Genomic DNA, 17,883 nt, shown 5'->3' on the forward strand with positions numbered 1-17,883 from the left:
ATTCGCCGTCAAATACGCCTACATCTGCAGACGTTGCAATGTAATTCGCTACAAAACCAGGAGACTCACAATGCAAGAGCGCCGCCGAAAATTCTATGGTTGGGGTTACGAAGGAGACACGGTTTCGCCGGCGGAAACCGCCGAGTTCGAATCCGCATGGAGCCAGTTGCTTGGCATTGACCACTTCGAGGCAGTGCCATTCCCGAAGGAGGAAGACATCGACCTTCGCGCGCCGCGCATCCAGCCACCGGCGTCCCTCGCGACAATCTGCACGACCGACAAATACGATCGCCTGTACCACACCTATGGGGCGGGCACCGTCGACGTGGCGCGGGCATTGCGCAAGGAGTTTCGCAACCCGCCCGACGTCATCGCCTACCCCAGGACCGAAGAAGACATCGTTGACCTGTACGACTGGTGCTGCCGGCACAACTTAGCTGCCATCCCCTACGGCGGCGGAACAAGCGTTGTCGGCGGCGTCAATCCACCTGAGTACGACCGATACCGAGGCGTCGTCACCATCGACCTGAAGCATTTCGACAAGGTACTGGAAGTGGATGCCAAGTCGCAGTCAGCGCGAATTCAGGCCGGTGTTCTCGGCCCTAGCCTGGAAAAGCAGCTCAAGCCCACTGGACTGACCATGCGCTTCTTCTTGCAGGCGTGGGAGTTCTCATCACTCGGCGGGTGGATTGCCACCCGCGCCGCAGGCCACTTCGCGACGGCCTATACGCAGATCGACGACCATGTGCAAAGCCTCAAGGTGGTCACGCCCTCGGGCAACATCGAATCGCGCCGTTTCCCGGTGTCAGGCTCCGGCCCCAATCCCGATCGACTGTTTCTCGGCTCCGAGGGAGCCTTGGGCATCATCACCGAAGCCTGGGTCAGGCTCCATCGCCGGCCGGTCTTCCGCAAGATGACGACAGTGCGCTTCAGCGTTTATGAAAATGCGGTCGAAGCGACCCGCTTGCTCTCGCAGTCGGGATTGAATCCCTCCAATGCCCGCCTGATTGAACGGGAAGAGGCGGCCTACACCGGATCCAGCGACGGAAGCTACGACATTCTGGTGCTCGGCTTTGAATCGGCTGACCACCCGGTCGACGTCTGGATGAACCGCGCATTAGAAATCTGCGCCGAATGCTCCGGCGAGTGGGACGCCCAAACGCTGAACGACAAGGCGGCGGGATCGGACTCCGACACGGCCAACTGGCGCAACAAATTCCTGCGTGGACCCTTTCTGCGTGAATACGCAATCGCACGTGGTGTGATGCGCGAAACGATGGAGACCGCCGTCACGTGGGACAAATTTGCCGCATTGCGCGACCATGTCAAGGCCGAAACCCATCGCGCCATCCGAGAAGTGACGGGGCGCAAGGGGTCGGTCACCTGCCGCTTCACCCACCTGTATCCGGACGGCCCGGCGCCGTACTTCACTTGGTTTGCTTATGGCGACAAGTCACGCATTCCCGAGCAATACATGGCGATCAAGCGCATCGGCGAGCAGGCCATGGTCGATGCGGGTGGCACAGTCACCCACCACCACGCGCTCGGACGGGACCATCGACCCTGGTATGACAAGGAGCGGCCAGAACTGTTCTGCGCCGCGATGAAGGCTGCCAAGACAGTCTTCGATCCGAAGCAGATCCTGAACCCGGGCGTCCTGTTCGATCCGAGCTGATTGGCTACACAAAGAAGGCACATCATGGCAGGACCCTTATCCGGCATCAAGGTACTTGATCTCAGCCGAATCCTCGCGGGCCCGTGGAGCACGCAGCTACTTTCCGATTTGGGAGCCGATGTGATCAAAGTCGAGCGACCTGTAGGCGGAGACGATACCAGAGGGTGGGGGCCTCCCTTTCTGGCACGCGAGGATGGTTCGGCAACGGCCGAATCCGCCTATTTTCTCTCTGCCAATCGGGGCAAGCGATCGATGACCGTGGATATCAGTACGCCGGAAGGCCAGGGCATTCTGCGCGAATTGGTAAAGACAGTCGATGTGTTCGTGGAGAACTATAAGCTCGGCGACATGAGGCGCTATGGCCTGGATTACGCCGCTCTCTGCGAGATCAATCCGGGCCTGGTTTACTGCTCGATCACCGGTTTCGGCCAAACCGGGCCCTACAGCAGCCGAGCGGGCTACGATTTCGTGATCCAGGCCATGGGCGGGCTGATGAGCATCACCGGACAGAGTGACGACCAGCCCGGCGGCGGTGCCCAGAAATGCGGCGTGCCGATCTCCGATCTGATGACCGGCATGTACGCATCGGTCGCCATCGTCAGTGCGTTGTTCGAGCGAACCCGCAGCGGCAAGGGCCAGTACATCGACATGAGCCTGCTCGACACCCAGGTCGCCTGGCTCGCCAACCAGGCGTCCAACTACCTCGTATCGGGAAAGCCACCGAAGCGGTGGGGCAACGCGCATCCCAATCTCGCCCCCTACCAGTCCTTTGCCGCCAGCGATGGAGAACTGATCGTTGCTGTCGGGAATGACCGCCAATTTGGCGCGCTGTGCCGCACGCTCGGCGCTGAAGGCCTGGCCGATGACGAACGGTACGCCACCAATGCCCAGCGGCTGCAGAACCGCGCAACGCTTATTCCCGCCTTGTCCGAATTGTTCGCCCGTGCATGCAAGAGGCACTGGCTGGATCAACTCGAACGCGCGGGGGTGCCGTGCGGTCCGATCCAGTCCATTCCCGAAGCGCTGGCGGACGAGCACGTGCTGGCCCGCGGCATGGTTTTTTCGCTGCCTCATTCAAGCGGCGTCACGGCCCCGCAAATAGCCAATCCCATCAAGTTTTCTAGATCCAGCATCCACTATCGACGTGCCCCCCCAGCGCTGGGCGAGCACACCGACGAAATACTGGCCAAAGAACTGGGTTGGTCCGCAGAAAGAATTTCCCACTCGAAGAGGAAAGGAGTGATTTGAAACGAAACAAGATCGAGGTTGCCAACCATAGTTACGAATTATCACTAGGAGACTCTCAATGACCATGACCCGATACCTTTGCCGGATTGCCACGGCGCTCATGTTCTTCGGCGCCCTGTTCGGCAGTCAAGCCGCCATGGCCAAAGACTGGCCCACGCAGCCCGTGCGTATAGTTCTTCCCTATCCGCCTGGTGGTGCTTCGGACGTCACCGCCAGGCTCCTTGGCATGAAGATGAGCCAGGCTTGGGGCACGACGGTCGTCATTGAGAATCGGCCGGGAGCCAACGGCATCATTGCCAACGAAGCCGCGGCCAAATCCCCGGCCGATGGCTACACCATCCTGATGGCCAATCTCGGGCCGAATGCCATCAACCCGGCGGTTTACGCCAAGCTGCCCTACGACACGGTGAAGGATTTCGCACCCGTCATTCTCACCACGATCGTTCCGCTGGTGATCGTGACCGCGGCTGATTCGCCGGTGAAAAGTCTGGCGCAGCTGATTGCCCTGGCCAAGGAAAAGCCCGGGCAAATTACCTTCGGCTCCGCCGGCAACGGGGCGGGCAGCCATCTTGCCGGTGAACTGCTCGCCATGACGACCGGGGCCAAGATGCTGCACGTGCCGTACAAGGGCGACGCACCAGCGATCATCGACGTGATGGGAGGCCAGCTCACAATTGCGCTGCCCACGGCGCTCGCCGGCGTGCCGCATATCAAGAGCGGGAAACTCCGGGCGCTGGCCGTCACTAGCCCAAAGCGGATCGCATCGTTGCCTGACGTCCCGACGGTGAACGAGGCACTCGGCATCAGCGGCTATGAAGCTGTGTCCTGGGGCGGGCTGATGGTACCCACCGGCACCCCTGCGGAGGTCATTGCCAAAATCAATGCGGAAACCAACAAAGCCCTGCAGATGCCCGATGTTAAAGTGAAGCTGAGGGCGCAAGGCGCTGAGATTGTCGGCGGTACGCCGGAGGCCTTCAACACTTTCCTGCGAGCGGAACTCGTCAAGTGGAAGCATGTAGCCGACGTCGCTAAAGTCCGTCTCGACTGACGGAGCATAGAAAACGGTGTCGGGGCCGCACTGCGCACAGTTGCGCAGTGCGGCCCCGACACCCGGATACTGTTGAGTTTTCCATAATCCATGACATCAACACAGCGTGGCCTGCATCCAGCAATAATGATAGAAGGACGGTTTTGAGCGTTTCTGAGTTTGTTGCGTGCAGTCATGTAGAACTCGCTCAAATTGTGCGGACAGTAGTTGGCCAACGCGTATCGCTTGACCGTCAGGGTGTAGCCCATGAGGTACTTCAACACTCCCATGATCACCATGGCTAGGTTCGGCACATCGACACAGGCCACGGTGTCGTCCGGCTGGAGATCTTTGAAGAAGCGGGTGCCGCCGCAGTTCCGGCTCCATGCTGTCGCTGCCGGCGGTGAAGGTGCGGACGGAACGTCCGGGTGGTGAGGTGCAGATTTTTACATTCACCAACAAAGATGACTTCCTGGAGTCGCTGCAGGCTCAGTTAGCTTGCAAGGCGGCTCGGGCCAAGGCGTGAATGGCCAGCATCGAGCGTACCGCCTACCCACGCTTTCAGAGACTGCTGACGGCTCAGGATCTGCAACGCCTGTTCAGCCCTGCCCCGGAGGAGCTGAACTGGGTCAACGGCTTCGCCCGCCAGGCCGACCGGCGTCTGGCCTTGATGGTGCAGCTCAAGTGCTTCCAGTATCTGCACTACTTCTGCTCCATTGACCAGATCCCTCCCGAGGTGATCGAACACATCTCGGCCTGCATGGGGTTGCCACCGCAGCAGGAAATCACCTATCCGTCGGCCCACCGTTCGCTGTATCGCCATCACGAGGCCGTGCGCAAGCTGCTGGGCGTGCAGCCCTTCACCGGTCCCCGTGCGCGAAACGACGCGGTGCGGATCGCGCGCGAGGTTAGCCAGATCGTCAACACGCGCATCGACATCATCAACATCCTGATTGCCGAATTAGTACGGCTGGACTACGAATTACCGATGTTCGGCGCCCTCGTCAAGATTGCCGAGAAAGAGCACGAAGCCGCCGAGCAGGCGCTTTACACCGGGGTTTGGCAGCGCCTGACGGTCGTCCAGCGCCGCTGGCTCGACGAACTGCTGGCCAGCAAACTGCCCGAGCGACAAACCCGGTACAACGATCTGAAGCGCTCGGCCAAGAAGGCGTCACGCCAGCATCTCGATCAACTGCTGGAGCAACTGCGCTGGCTGGACTCGCTTCCTGACAGTGATGCGCTGTTGGAAGGCGTTCCGGCCACCCGCCTGAAGCACCTCTCCGAAATGGCGGCCGTGATGGACGCCGGCGAAATGAAGGATCTGTCGCCGCCCAAGCGCCACACGCTGACGCTGGCTCTGATGCGGCAGATGCGCGTGCGCGCCCGCGATGACATCGCCGAAATGTTCATTCGCCGCATCGGCGCCTGCCACAACAGCGCGCGCGACGAACTTCAGGCCATCCAGGCGCGCCAACGCGAACTCAGCGAGGAACTGGTCGCCAAACTCGACGATGTGCTCGAGTTGCTGGCGCAGGACCTGGACGACGCCGAGACCGGCCGGCGCGTGCGCGAACTGCTTGCCCCTCACGGCAGTCTGGAACAACTGCGTGCTGACTGCGAGGCGATCCGCGTGTGGAGCGGCAAGAATCATCTGCCGCTGCTGTGGAAACCGTTCAGCAGTTGGCGTGCAGCGATGTTCCGAATGGCGCGCGCCTTGCGCTTCGAGGCCACCACGCAGGACCGCCACCTGATCGACGCTCTTGAGATCGTACTGGCCAACGAGAACCGCAAGGCGGAGTGGGTGGCCGACGAAGTCAATCTGTCATTCGCATCGCAGCGGTGGCACAAGCAGGTGCGCCGCTCTCACGGTCATGGCCATCCGACCAACCGGCGCCACCTGGAAGTCTGTGTTTTCAGCCACCTGAGCAGTGATCTGCGCAGCGGGGACGTCAGCATCGATGGCTCTGAAGCCTTCGCCGATGACCGCAAGCAGTTGCTGCCATGGGATGAATGCCAGAAGCGGCTCTCCGTGTACTGCGAGCGCGCCGGTATTGCTGCCACGGCACAAGGATTCTGCGACTCGCTGAAGCGCCTGTTAACCGACACCGCGGCGGAGGTTGATCGAGAATTTCCGCATCACGCGGCTGACGTGACCATCAGCCCCGGCGGCGAACCAACCGTCAAGCGCACGACGGCCAAGGAAATCCCGGCGTCGGCCGTTGCGCTGCACACCACGATCGGCAACCGAGTCGCGCCGCGCAACCTGCTGGACATCCTGCTCAACATCAACCACTGGACCGATTTCACGCGACATTTCGGGCCGCTGTCGGGCGACGACGCACGGCTGCGCAACGCGCGTGCGCGTTACCTGCTCACCACCTTCTCCCTGGGTACAGGCCTGGGCGTCAACCAGGCGGCGCGGCATCTGGCCAACCAGGTGTCGCCTCACCAGCTGTCGTATGCCAACCGGCACCACATGGGCCTGGAGCAGTTGGACGCCGCGCACCGGGACATGACGGAGCTGTACCTGCGGCTGCAGTTGCCCAAGAAGTGGGGTGATGGCACCAAGGTCGCGGCGGACGGCACGCAGTACGATTTCTACGACCAGAACCTGCTGGTGGGCATGCATTTTCGTTACAAGAAAATGGGAGCGGTGGCCTACCGGCATGTGGCCGACAACTATATCGCGGTGTTCCATCACTTCATCCCGCCCGGTGTGCTGGAGGCGATCTACGTGATCGAGGGCCTGCACAAAGCCGGGCTGTCCGTCGAGGCCGACACGGTGTATTCCGACACGCATGGGCAGTCCGAGACGGTGTTCGCGTTCACGCATCTGTTGGGCATTCAGTTGATGCCGCGCATTCGCAACTGGAAGGACCTCAAGTTCTACCGGCCGGACAAGGGCTCACACTACAAGCACATCGACCGAATCTTCACCGACGTGGTGAACTGGCGGTTGATCCTCGATCACTGGAAGGACCTGATGCAGATTGCGATCTCGATCCAGGCCGGACGGATTGCCTCGCCCATGCTGCTGCGCAAGCTGAGCAATGAGAGCCGTCACAACCGGTTGTTCGCGGCGGCGCGTGAGTTGGGCCGGGTGTTGCGCACCGTGTACCTGCTGCGCTGGATCAACAGCAAGGAGATGCGTCAGGAGGTGACGGGCGAGACCAACAAGATCGAGTCATATCATGCGTTCACCAAGTGGCTGAACTTCGGCGGCGACGTGATCACCGAGAACGATCCGGTCGAGCAGCAAAAGCGCCTGCGCTACATCGACCTGGTGGCCTCGGCGGTGATCCTGCAGAACACTGTCGACATGATGCGGGTGATCGAGGATCTGCGCGCCGAGGGCGTGGAGGTGGACGAAGCTGACGAGGTCTTCCTGAGTCCCTACGGAACAAGCACCACCAAGCGCTTTGGTAGCTTCCATCTGGACTTGAAGAAGCCGCCCGAGCCGTGGCTGCGCGAGTCGCAGTTCAGACAGGCCGCCAAACAGGCGCGCGCCGCCAGCGATAAGATGAAGGACAACACCACGCCCACAAAAGGAAAACGAGGCAAAAAATGAGTGACTCACAGCCATTCATCAATACCGTCTATGGTTGCCTGGATCGGGTAGCCTTGGAGAAGTTGCGCGACAGCTACGACACGACGACCTTGCTGCGAGTGGTCGATGAGCTCGCCGAACTGTTGGGCGATGTGATCGGCGAGGAAGGGTGGCGTGACCGGATGCTGCGTCTACATGGCATGGCGCACACCGTTATCAACGACGCTGGTTTTGCTGGGGCGGCGGATGAGACCTTGCCGGAACTGGCATCGGAGATCACTGGACAAATGCGCGAAGCGATTGCGCGGCTCGAAACTTGGATTCAGCGCATTGAGCCGCTTGAGGAACTGGCGGCGCGGGACTGACAGCGCTGTAGATGCGAACAAATCGCATAAGAAGTGAGTTCTTAAGTCGTTTCTGGCTTAAGTATCATTTTGACCCGTATCCCGGCACGACCCCTTCTACGTCCTGAGCGAGGTTGGAAAGAAGGACATCGACGAGGCCGACAACATGCCGATCTCCCAATGGATCGCCGAAATCCATGCCGATCTGGCTGCCGGAGCGAAAAGGGTCATCCTGGAAGCACGGGAATCGGGCAAGAGCGGCATCTGCGATGCCCAGGGCCGCCTGCGCTCCGACCTGGTGGAGAGCATCACCAATGCCCAGTTCAGTTCTTCCGATGCCATCTGGGAGGCGCCGACCAAGGCCTTGCAGACCAAACTGATCGCTGCGCTCGGCCCGAATGTCAATGTGGGCAATATCGCTTTTGGCGACGTGATCGGCCTGGAGACCTTGCGTCTGGGCATCCGGTCTGACACCTTTTCCCTTTACGACGGTCCGGACGGGCGCTTTGTCGAGCCCGAGGCCAGACAGAGCCGGTTCAGCACGGGCGTGGAGCGGCGCCGCAAACTCGAAGCCGCAGGGAAGAACACATGGCCTCAGCCGGCCACTTTGATCCCCGGTATGGTGCGGCTCAAGTAATAACGGGTAGTGTCTTGACGCGAAGGACCGATGCACCGAGCGTGGTGGCATGAGCGGCCCGGTACCTGAGATCCGGATCCTGCAAGGGAGTGATCAGCCCTATCCCGACGCCGACATCAATATCGTCATTGATGTCATTCGCGCGTTCACGGTGGCGCATGTCGCCTTCCTGCGCGGAGTTCGGGAGATCCTGCTGGTCAATACCGTCGAGGAGGCCATGGCCCTGAAGGCGCGCGATCCCGACTTGCTGCTGGCGGGAGAAATCAGGGGGCTCGGCATCCCCGGCTTCGACCTCGACAACTCGCCGTACTGCGTGGCCCAGGCCGAGTTGGAGGGCCGCCGTCTGGTCCAGAAGACCACCAACGGGGTCAAGGCCACCTTGGCGGCTCTAGAAGCCCGCCATGTCTTCGTCACCGGCTATTCCAATGCCGTGAATACGGCCAGGCACATACGCCAACTCTTGGTCAGGAATGGCCTGCGGACCGTCAATGTGATCGCGTCGCATGCCCAGGATGACGACGATCTGGCCTGTGCCGAATACATCCGGGACCAGATCCTTGGTCTGGACCAGCTACGGGCGGCGGATGTGGTGGAACGCATCAGACGCTCCAGGCCGGCCGCGAAATTTCTGGCGGTGCCGGCCGGTGACTTCGAACCCAGGGATCTCGATATCTGTGTCCGCGCGGTCCCGTCCGGTTTCGTCATGGCAGTCGATCGTTTGGGCAAGGTCCCGTCCATTCGCAGGGAAGTTTCGATGCAAACCACATCTCATAATTCACTTTAGAAAGATTAAAAATATCATTGAATTTAAATTAGATTATTTATCTGATTCCTGTTTGAGGTGGTTTTTTATACTTTATACGATGTATATTATGTTAATAAATAAACACAGACAAGAAACCAGCTTCAGGTCACCTCAAAGTTCAGCATGGGTGCACTGGCATCTGTGAACGACGCCCCCAGAGCAATCTGGCCTCGTCCGTGCAAGACGCACTCTTCCCTGCGCAACAGCAGTTCTGATCGAGCTCCCACAAACCGTATCCAGGTGCCGTAGCTGCTCATGTCGATGAGCATGATGCGACCGTGGCGCCATTCAAGCCGCGCGTGCGTGCGTGACACACGCGGGTCGGCGACGACAAATTCGCAATGGCGGATGCGCCCGATGTGCGCGGGCAACTCAAAGGCCCGAAAGACGCGCTTCTGGTCGCCCCAGCTGAGATGGACTTCCTGCCCCAGGGCGTCGGCCTTGGCGGCCTTGCTCATGGGGTCGATGTCCCCCTGCATGGTGATGAAGTCGGTGGACTGGTCCTCGTGCCACTCCACCTGGTAGACATTGCAGGGCTCGACACGGCCACGCACGCTGATGGGACCCAGTGGCCGGTAGCGTATGCCGTTGGCCCGGCTGGAATAGTCCAGATCGGGGCTTTCCACCCAGATTTCATGGGGGCCTGCCAGGTCGCTGAGCCTGGAGGCGATGTTCACGGCATCACCGTAGCAATCGCCGTTCACGATTTCGACCTCGCCGGTGGCCACCCCTACGCGTATCGGCAGGTGCTCGGCCAGGGGCTGCTGCAGGAGGTTCATCTGGTGCTGGCGCTGAAGATCCACGACGGCATTGACCGCCACGGTGGCGTCCTGGAACACGGTCAGAACGCCGTCGCCCAGTGTCTTGATGACCTGCCCGCCCTGCGACTGCAGCATTTCACAAATCCAGCGCGTCAACTGCGTGACTGCTCGGGTGGCCCTGATATTGCCTAGTGACTCGAAAACGGAGGTGCTGCCGGTCAGATCAGTGAAAACGACGGTGGTGTTGACACCCATGCGCGAACTTGATTGATTTCTTCTGTAGACAGTTTAGGGCATCCCCGAACGCTTGGATACCGCGGCTCAACCCTCAGTCCAAGTGGCTGGACAAGCATACAGTCCTGCGGTGTTGCTTGATGTATCTTGGGTAAATTATTGATTTGTATGTTGTTTTACGATGACATTCAGCGCATAAATCGATTGTGGGAAATCTGCGGTGAAATTACCCTGCGGAAGTCGTTGAGTCTGTCGACAAATACATACAAGAGCATATGAACAAACTGGCCAGCCAATTCATCAGCAGCATGCAAGGACTGCTGGGTCGCCCCCTGGCGGAGGATGCTCACGCCACGGTCCGCATCGAGGACATCCGCCAGGCGATGCTCGACTCTCTGGGTGACGAGGGTTGCAGCAGCTACCCCCATATTGAACGGCGCGTGCTTTTCGCGCCGGATCTGCACGGCCTGTGGTACCTCAGGGCCGACATCATGGTGGCCATTTCCTCCCTGCAGGGTGAAGGCGTGGCCAGCCAGAAAATCCGCCTGATCACCGGCATGTTCGAGGGCTTGCTGCCCCGGGGCATGATTTCGCGTCCAGGCGCACTGGGCCGCTGAACCGAAAGCCCGGTCAATCGGGCTCAATCTGCGTGGGCATGGCCCCACAGCAGCAGTACGTCGCGTCCCTGCACCACCAGATCGCAGGCCTGGCCAACGGGTAACAACACCTTGGTCGGCACGTGCCCAAAGGGCAGGTTGCTCAAGACCGGCACCTTGAGCTGACTGCGCAGCCAGTTGACCACGGACTGCAGCTTGAACCCCTTGTCGTGTGGAACCAGCTTGTAGCCGGTGAACTGCCCCAGGACGATGGCTTTCTGCTGCGCCAGGACACCCGCATGCAGGAGCTGGGTCAGCATGCGCTCGATACGGTAGGGGTGCTCGGCCACGTCTTCCAGAAACAGGATGCCGTCCTTCACGGCCGGAAAAAAAGGGGTTCCCAGCAAGGAGCACAGCACGGCCAGATTGCCGCCCCACAGCACACCGTCATCCACCTTGAAGTTGGCCGCGTCACCCAGACGCCGGGCGTGAAAAGCACTGACCTGGGCCAGATCGGATTCACGCTCCTTGGCCTGACGCCAGCCGGCGCCCTCCCCCTGCCCCTGGATCATGTCGTCGAAACAGGCCTCCATGATGTCGTCCGGCCCGCCTTGCCCACCGACACCATGCCCGTCGGCCACGTCCGCCCGGTCACTCACCCCGAAGCCTTCGCACAGCGAGGGACCGGCCCACGTCACCGAACCTGAGCGGGCCAGGACGGCCAGCTGGAAGGCCGTGAAGTCGCTCAGGCCGACGAACTGCGTGCCGTTTTCAATCGCCTTGGCTACGCGCTTGTAGTGAATTCCTGGAAGGATGCGGGTCAGGCCGTAGCCTCCACGCGAAATCATCGCCACGTTCGCACCGCTGGCGGCTGCTCGCTCGATGGCAGCCAGCCGTGTGGCGTCATCACCGGCAAAGCGCTGGTGGCTGGCGAGGGCGGCTACGTCGATTTCTACCTCGTGACCCAGAGCCTGCAGGCGTTTGATGCCGCGCCGGAAAGCGGCTTTGTCTCGCACTGCGCCGGAGGGGGAAAAGATATAGATGTGTTTCTTCATGAAGCGCTGATTATCGGGGCGGGAAATGAGGCAGCGCAGCCTGTGCGATGGCCTCGCCTTGCTCCTGGACGAAATGCCCGCCCCGCTCCACGCGTATCGGCTCGGGGCAGCCGCGTATCGCCTGCTGCAGTTTCTGCATGACCGGCCAGCCCAGCACCGGGTCCTGCATGCCGACGGCCATCAGGCTGCGGCCTTGCCAGTCGTTCTGCCAGAAGGCGCGGGCCTGGCGTGAAATCGCTGCGCCGTCGGCGTCTTCGGTTTCGGGCACCATGGGCGGAAACGCGCGCAGGGCCGCACGGTGCCCACGGTCGGGAAAGGGCGCGTTGTAGGCTGCATACTCCGCATCACTGAGTTGTGGGTTACCGCGCGCCAACAGACGACCGACGTCGTAGTCCGGCTTTTTGGCGCACATCTCGCGCCAGGCCAGGAAGCCCGCTGACAGGGGCTGGTCTCCGGTGGCCAGCATGGTGTTCATGACCAGCAGGCCGTCATAGCGCTGTGGCGCGGCCATAGGCAGGGTCAGGCCCAGCAGCCCGCCCCAGTCCTGCACCACGAGCACGATGTTCTTCAGATCGAGTTGTTCAACGAACTCCAGCAGCACCTGGCGGTGCCAGCTGAAGCTGTGGGCAGACTCCTTCTTGGGCTTGTCGCTGCGACCGAAGCCGATCAGGTCCGGTGCCACCACCCGATGGCCGGCGGCCAGAAAAACAGGAAGCATCTTGCGGTAGAGATAGCTCCAGCTCGGATTGCCATGCAGGCACAGCCAGGTGAGCGGGGCATCACGTGGACCTTCATCGAGGTAATGCAGGCGCAGCCCGGCCAGGGCCGGCAAATCGCTGAGGTAATGCGCCGGCCAGGGATAGCCGGGCAGGTCGGCAAATCGCTCCTCCGGGGTGCGCAACGCATCTTCGCGCACCGGTTGGCTGACGCGCCGATGGTCCTGGCGCTTACGCTGGAAGAAAGCCTGCAAGAGCAAGCCGCATTCGGTGGCCAGCACCCCGCCCCGCACCTGCGTGTGGTGGTTGAGCTGCTTGTTGGCGAACAGGTCGAGTACCGAGCCGGCCGCGCCGGTCTTGGGATCGGGTGCGCCGAACACCACGCGTTTGAGCCGCGCGTGCAGCAGGGCCCCGGCACACATGGGGCAAGGCTCCAGCGTGACGTAGAGCTCGCAGTCCTCCAGCCGGTAGTTGCCAAGCCGGGATGCGGCATCGCGCAAGGCCCGGATCTCGGCATGCGCCGTGGGGTCGTGGTTGCCGATGGGCGCGTTGTGACCGGTCGCGATCACGACGCCCCGGTGCACGAGCACGGCGCCCACCGGCACCTCGCCGGCGTCGGCGGCCTGGCGCGCCAGCGCCAGGGCCTGGCCCATGAAGTCGGCTTCAGTTGCCATGCAGCCCCAGGCGCTCCATCCAGGCCGCCAGTTCGCGTTCGTTTGCGTTGCCCTTGGCGTAGGCGGTTTTCATCGCGGCGTGCGCTTCGGGACGGTGCTGGTTGAGTTTGAGTTTGCACTGCAGCGTCGTCACCCGCAGCTCGAAGGCCACGATGCCGGCCAGCATCTTGTGCGCATAGTCCTGCCCCAGGCTGCGCCACTGCGCAGCGTAGGCCGGTTCATGGTCACCGATGAGCTTCTTTAGCAGCGCGTCCTTGGCCTCGACACTCTCGACGAGGGTGGCCTGTACGGCGCAATGCACGGCCAGGTAATTCCAGGTCGGCACCCGCGCAAGATCCGGGTAGACACTGGGAGACATATAGGCGTGAGGGCCCAGGAACGTCACCACGGCCTGCGGCCGGGCCTGCAAATGGCGCCAGTGCGGGTTCGGTCTGGCCACATGGCCCAGCAGCACGAGCTCGGCGCCCTCCTCCTGCACGTGCAGCGGCAGGTGGGTCACATAAGGCAGGCCCGCTTCATCGGGGCTGATGAGGCTGGCGAAAGGATGTGCCCGCATGAGCGCCAGCGCATGTTCGCTGTCTTCCGTCTTGAACTGGGGCGGGAGGTACATGGTTCGGCAAGTTTAGCCGCCCTCCCAGCGCTTACCTCCCGTCCACTGGCGGTAGCCTAGGCAGCGTTCAGCCACAGGGTGACGGTGGTGCCCCGGCCCGGCTCGCTGCTCAAGGCCATCTCGCCTTCGTGCAGCTCGATGATCTCCTTGACGATGCTCATGCCCAGGCCGGTGCCGGGAATCCTGCCTGAGGCGTCTGCCCGGTAGAAACGCTCGCTCACGCGGGCCAGCTGCTCGGGCAGCATGCCGATGCCCTGATCCTGTACCCGAATGCCTACGCGCGGAGCCAAACCATCGGAGGCGGGCGCGTTGACCACCGTCATGGACACCTCCCCCCCATCAGGCGAATACTTGTAGGCATTGGAGAGGACATTGCCGACAGCCTGCATGAGCTTGAGGCGATCAGCCTTGACCTTCGGGATATCCCGTCCCGGCCGCAGGAGCGGCCCCGCGCGTCCTTCGGGCGCCTTGAAGTTGGAGAGGGTCTCGGCCAGCAGTTCGTCCAGGTCCAGCGGCTGGAAGTCGAAATCCTTGCCGCCGCGCGCGTCGATGCGGGCCAGATCCAGCAGTTCGTTGACGATGGAAATCATCAGCTTGGACTGCCGGTAGATGGCGCTGACGCTTTCCTGTTTCTTGACCTCGGCCAGGCGGCCGGACATCAGCAGCTCGGAGAAGCCGAAGATGCTGGCCATGGGCGTGCGCAGCTCGTGCGCGGCGGTCGACAGGAATTCGCTCTTCATGCGGTCGACTTCGGTCTCGTGGGTCACGTCCCGCAGGTACAGGATCTGGGACACCGTCTCGGCGTCGGACAGGCGCACGCCGACTTCCAGCATGCGCCGTCCTGCTGCCATGACTTCGATCAGCTGCCGGGGGCGGCTGCCCATCCCGGGCTTGACCGGCTGGGCCTGGGCCGTGCGCAGGGCAGCAACTCCGGCAAAGGGCGCCTGCGTGCTGCACTCGGCCGCCAGTCGCCCGGAAAAGGCCTCCTCGTCCAGGCCAACCACACCGTTTTCGTCCAGGCCAGTCATGCGCCTGAAGGCCGGGCTGACGTATTTCACCCGGCGCTGCGCATCGAAGGAGACGAAGGCGTCCGGGCTGAGGGCGAAGATGGCATTGAGTTGCTCGGTGCGGTCACGGATGCGGGCCTCTGCGGCATGCTGCTCGGTGATGTCGATGACATTGCCTACGACAAAACCGCTCGGCGTGCGGTGCTCTATCAGCAGGAGCCAGCGCCCGTCATCCAGCCGCTGCTCAATGGCGACCCCCTGGGCCTGCCGATGCTGCGTCATCCGTTCGGCCACCCAGTCATCAATGCGCCCGGTGGCGTCGACAAAAAGTCCGCAGCCGGCCCCGTGGCGCACGATCTCCTCGAAGCTCGCGCCGGGCACGATGCAGGCCCGGCTGGCCGAGTAGATGTTCAGGTAGGCCTCGTTGCACATGACCAGGCGATCGTCGGGATCGTAGATCGTGAAACCCACGGCGATGCTGTGGACGGCTTCGCGCAGCAGCTGCCCCGCCCTCTCCGCCTCGCGCCGGCTTTGCTCCAGCTCCCGCGTACGCTCCTCCACACGCAGCTCCAGCTCGGCGTAGGAACCTCGCAGCCTGTCCACCATGGTGTTGAAGGCGGCGGAAAGACGTCCGAATTCGTCGCTGCTGCGTACCGGCAGCCAGGCCACCGGTCGCCCGGAAGCGGCAATGCCCTCGGCCGCGGCGGCCAACTCGCCCAGCGGCCGGGCGATGAACCGTGCGCCCGCATGCGCAAACAGCACAACCACCAGGACCACGAAGACCCCGAGGCCGAGAAAGACCAGCAAAAGCGTGTCCAGTGCCCGGAACACGGCGCCCCGGTCCCTAGCCAGCACCACCTGCCAGGTCATTTTTTCCATCGGCGCGGGCAGTTGCAGCGACCGGGCACGCTCGAACGCACCGGCCGGCGCGGCTTCGCCGACCAGGCGCCGGCCGTCGACATCATCGATGCGCAGCACATTTGTCGATTGCCCACTCAGCAGCGAAGCCAGCGGGAGGCGCAGGATCACCCCGCCCTCGACGTTGTTGGTGAGCCGGTAACGTATGGGCATGGCCAGCAGCAGGCGCGCCGTCGGCTCGCCGGGTGCGTCCACGCGCAGGATGTTCTCCCCCCGCGACATCATGGCGAGAAAGCTCTCGTCCTGGCTGACATCGGGTACACCAGTGGCCTGGGTGCTGGCGACCGGCCGGCCGCGATAGTCGACCACTGTGATGTCTGCCATCACGACCCCGAGTTTCTGGCTGCGCAGCAGCGGATCGAGATAGGTCTCGCGCCCACGCGAGTCGGCCAGGGCGTTGGCCGTGACGGCGTTGGTGGCCAGCGATTCGGCCTGGGTCAGCAAGCCCCCCAGTCGCAGCTCGACCTCGCGCTGCTCCTGCCGCGCGTAGGAATCCAGCAAGGCTTCTGTATGGCTGCTGAGCTGCTCACGAAACATCAGGTAGGACGTGAGGGTGGTCAATGCGCCCAGGGCCAGTGCGCCGGACAGCAGCGCCAGGGTGATCTTCCCACGCAGATCAAGCTGCAGGAACCGGGCCAGCAGCATCCGCTGCAACGACTGGAGGCGGTCCATGCTCAAGGCTTGCCGGTGATCGATCTCAGGTTGCCATCCTTGTCGTAGCGGGCAATGCGAACCAGCCGCCGCTCCAGGGCTTCATGGCGGCTGGGCGTGAAGGGCCGGCTGTAACGCGTGACCAGCCCGTCGTGCGCGTCCAGCCGCTCCAGGGCATGGCGAATCGCAGGGCGGTCGGTGCTGCCGGCGCGCTGGATGGCCTTGGCCAGCAGATGCGTGAGGTCATAGGCATGCGCAAAGCCGACCTGGGCCCTCAACTCATGGGGCGCCAGGCCGAAGCGGCGGCGCAAACTGGCGGCGACAGATTGCGCCCTGGCACCCTGCTTGTCGCTGAAGCTGAAGGTGTGGACCACGGAGAAGTCGACCTGGTCCAGATAGGCGCTGGCCGTGTTGGCAAAGTCCCCGCCCAGCAGCCCCCAGTGCGAGATGATGGGCATGCGCTGTGCGGCGGGCAAGGCCGCCATCTGCTTGAGGATGGGCAGACCTTCGAATTCGTTGGTGACGGTCAATAGAGCCTGGGCCCCCTTGGCCCGCGCCTGCATCAGACGATCACTGAAATCAGTGTCGCCCCAGTTGTACCAAAAGACTTCATGGCGCATCCCGGGTTTGCGCCTGGCATGGTCCAGCAAGGCCGCCTCGCTGCTGCGCCCCCAGGCGGTGTTGGGCAGGAACAGCGCAACATGCCTGTAGCCTCGGCCCTGCGCATGCTCCAGCATGGTCTCGATCGCCCAGCTGTCGGTCAACGACAGGCGAAAGGCGTAATTGGGCTCCTGGCCTTCGAACTTGGTGATGTCATCCGCCGCTGCCCAGGGGTCCAGCAGCGGCAGGCGCAACTGGCGGGCCAGGGGCGCGATCTCCAGTGCCACCGGAGAAAAGCGGCCGCAAAAGACAGCGACCACCTCGGGGCGTGTAGCGAAATCCTTGAAATTGTCGACACCGCGCGCCGGCACGCCGCGGTCATCGCGGGTCTCCAGTGCCAAGGGACGACCGCCGAGCACGCCGCCGCGGGCATTGATCTCGTCAATGGCCAGCAGGATGCCCTTTTCGATGGACTGCGCCGTGTGGCTGCCCTGCACACCAAACTCCGCTGTCAGCCCGAGCGTCACCGCCCCCTGGGCTTCAGTGGCGTGACTCCATGCAGGAACCAGACAGGACAAGCCCAGCGCGGCCAGCAGTTTTCTACGCTCTTCTACGATTTTTTCCATGGGAATCTCTTGAAATCTCTTGAGACTGGAGCCGTCTCTGCGGCGGTTTATTTGATATTTTCGAATTTATCATTATTGTCAATTAATAGCAAGAAGCCCGGATCCCAGCTCCCCGACATCATGGGTGCGCCGAGGCATAAACGAAGGCAACG

Annotated in this window: 15 protein-coding genes; 9 read left to right on the plus strand and 6 right to left on the minus strand. The window is 62.3% G+C overall.

Translation table 11 applies throughout. From position 1 onward, the window contains the following. The 8 genes from AC1RRP_RS14715 to AC1RRP_RS14750 all read left to right on the plus strand — a co-directional run. A partial coding sequence (locus AC1RRP_RS14715; RefSeq protein ID WP_493037432.1) for an FAD-binding oxidoreductase occupies positions 1-1,675 on the plus strand: 1,675 nt, incomplete at its 5' end. Between the two features lie 24 nt (positions 1,676-1,699). Then, the gene (locus tag AC1RRP_RS14720; RefSeq protein ID WP_493037434.1) at positions 1,700-2,923 is read left to right on the plus strand and encodes a CaiB/BaiF CoA transferase family protein; all 1,224 of its coding nucleotides are present in this window, start codon (positions 1,700-1,702) and stop codon (positions 2,921-2,923) included. Between the two features lie 58 nt (positions 2,924-2,981). Then, complete coding sequence (locus AC1RRP_RS14725; protein ID WP_493037436.1) at positions 2,982-3,971, plus strand: Bug family tripartite tricarboxylate transporter substrate binding protein; 990 nt, start codon at positions 2,982-2,984, stop codon at positions 3,969-3,971. A gap of 364 nt (positions 3,972-4,335) precedes the next feature. Further along, complete coding sequence (locus AC1RRP_RS14730) at positions 4,336-4,476, plus strand: hypothetical protein (RefSeq protein ID WP_198140929.1); 141 nt, start codon at positions 4,336-4,338, stop codon at positions 4,474-4,476. Continuing rightward, a complete protein-coding gene (locus AC1RRP_RS14735) occupies positions 4,477-7,518 on the plus strand; it encodes a Tn3 family transposase (RefSeq protein ID WP_493037438.1) in 3,042 nt (1,013 codons plus the stop codon). Continuing rightward, positions 7,515-7,862, plus strand: coding sequence for a Tn3 family transposase post-transcriptional regulator TnpC (gene tnpC, locus AC1RRP_RS14740; RefSeq protein WP_011483402.1), 348 nt, complete (start codon positions 7,515-7,517; stop codon positions 7,860-7,862). The genes AC1RRP_RS14735 and tnpC overlap by 4 nt, the downstream gene beginning before the upstream one ends. 103 nt (positions 7,863-7,965) lie before the next feature. Beyond that, positions 7,966-8,478, plus strand: a complete 513-nt coding sequence (locus AC1RRP_RS14745; protein ID WP_493037697.1) for a phosphosulfolactate synthase — start codon at positions 7,966-7,968, stop codon at positions 8,476-8,478. A 49-nt stretch (positions 8,479-8,527) separates the two neighbouring features. Further along, entirely contained in the window at positions 8,528-9,262 is a 735-nt protein-coding gene (locus AC1RRP_RS14750; RefSeq protein ID WP_493037441.1) for a 2-phosphosulfolactate phosphatase, read from the plus strand. A gap of 122 nt (positions 9,263-9,384) precedes the next feature. On the opposite strand, the gene AC1RRP_RS14755 is transcribed toward AC1RRP_RS14750, so the two are convergent. Then, positions 9,385-10,299, minus strand: coding sequence for an adenylate/guanylate cyclase domain-containing protein (locus AC1RRP_RS14755; protein WP_493037443.1), 915 nt, complete (start codon positions 10,297-10,299; stop codon positions 9,385-9,387). Between the two features lie 254 nt (positions 10,300-10,553). Between AC1RRP_RS14755 and AC1RRP_RS14760 the strand changes: the two genes are divergently transcribed. Next, positions 10,554-10,895 (plus strand): hypothetical protein, encoded by a 342-nt coding sequence (locus AC1RRP_RS14760; protein WP_493037445.1) that lies wholly within the window; start codon positions 10,554-10,556, stop codon positions 10,893-10,895. Positions 10,896-10,918: 23 nt separating this feature from the next. Here AC1RRP_RS14760 and AC1RRP_RS14765 read toward each other — a convergent pair whose 3' ends face one another. The 5 genes from AC1RRP_RS14765 to AC1RRP_RS14785 are packed head-to-tail and all read right to left on the minus strand — an operon-like array spanning position 10,919 to position 17,731. Beyond that, positions 10,919-11,929, minus strand: a complete 1,011-nt coding sequence (locus tag AC1RRP_RS14765) for an LD-carboxypeptidase (protein ID WP_493037447.1) — start codon at positions 11,927-11,929, stop codon at positions 10,919-10,921. A gap of 10 nt (positions 11,930-11,939) precedes the next feature. Then, entirely contained in the window at positions 11,940-13,319 is a 1,380-nt protein-coding gene (gene tadA / locus AC1RRP_RS14770; RefSeq protein WP_493037449.1) for a tRNA adenosine(34) deaminase TadA, read from the minus strand. Further along, a complete protein-coding gene (locus AC1RRP_RS14775; RefSeq protein WP_493037451.1) occupies positions 13,309-13,929 on the minus strand; it encodes an FMN-binding negative transcriptional regulator in 621 nt (206 codons plus the stop codon). The genes tadA and AC1RRP_RS14775 overlap by 11 nt, the downstream gene beginning before the upstream one ends. A 56-nt stretch (positions 13,930-13,985) precedes the next feature. Next, positions 13,986-16,526: an ATP-binding protein gene (locus AC1RRP_RS14780; RefSeq protein ID WP_493037453.1), complete on the minus strand. Its 2,541-nt coding sequence runs from the start codon at positions 16,524-16,526 to the stop codon at positions 13,986-13,988. A 2-nt stretch (positions 16,527-16,528) separates the two neighbouring features. Beyond that, on the minus strand, positions 16,529-17,731 hold the full coding sequence (locus tag AC1RRP_RS14785) for an ABC transporter substrate-binding protein (RefSeq protein WP_493037455.1): 1,203 nt from the start codon (positions 17,729-17,731) through the stop codon (positions 16,529-16,531). Between the last annotated feature and the right edge of the window lie 152 nt (positions 17,732-17,883).

Source organism: Hylemonella sp. GW821-FHT12C09 (assembly GCF_058807395.1).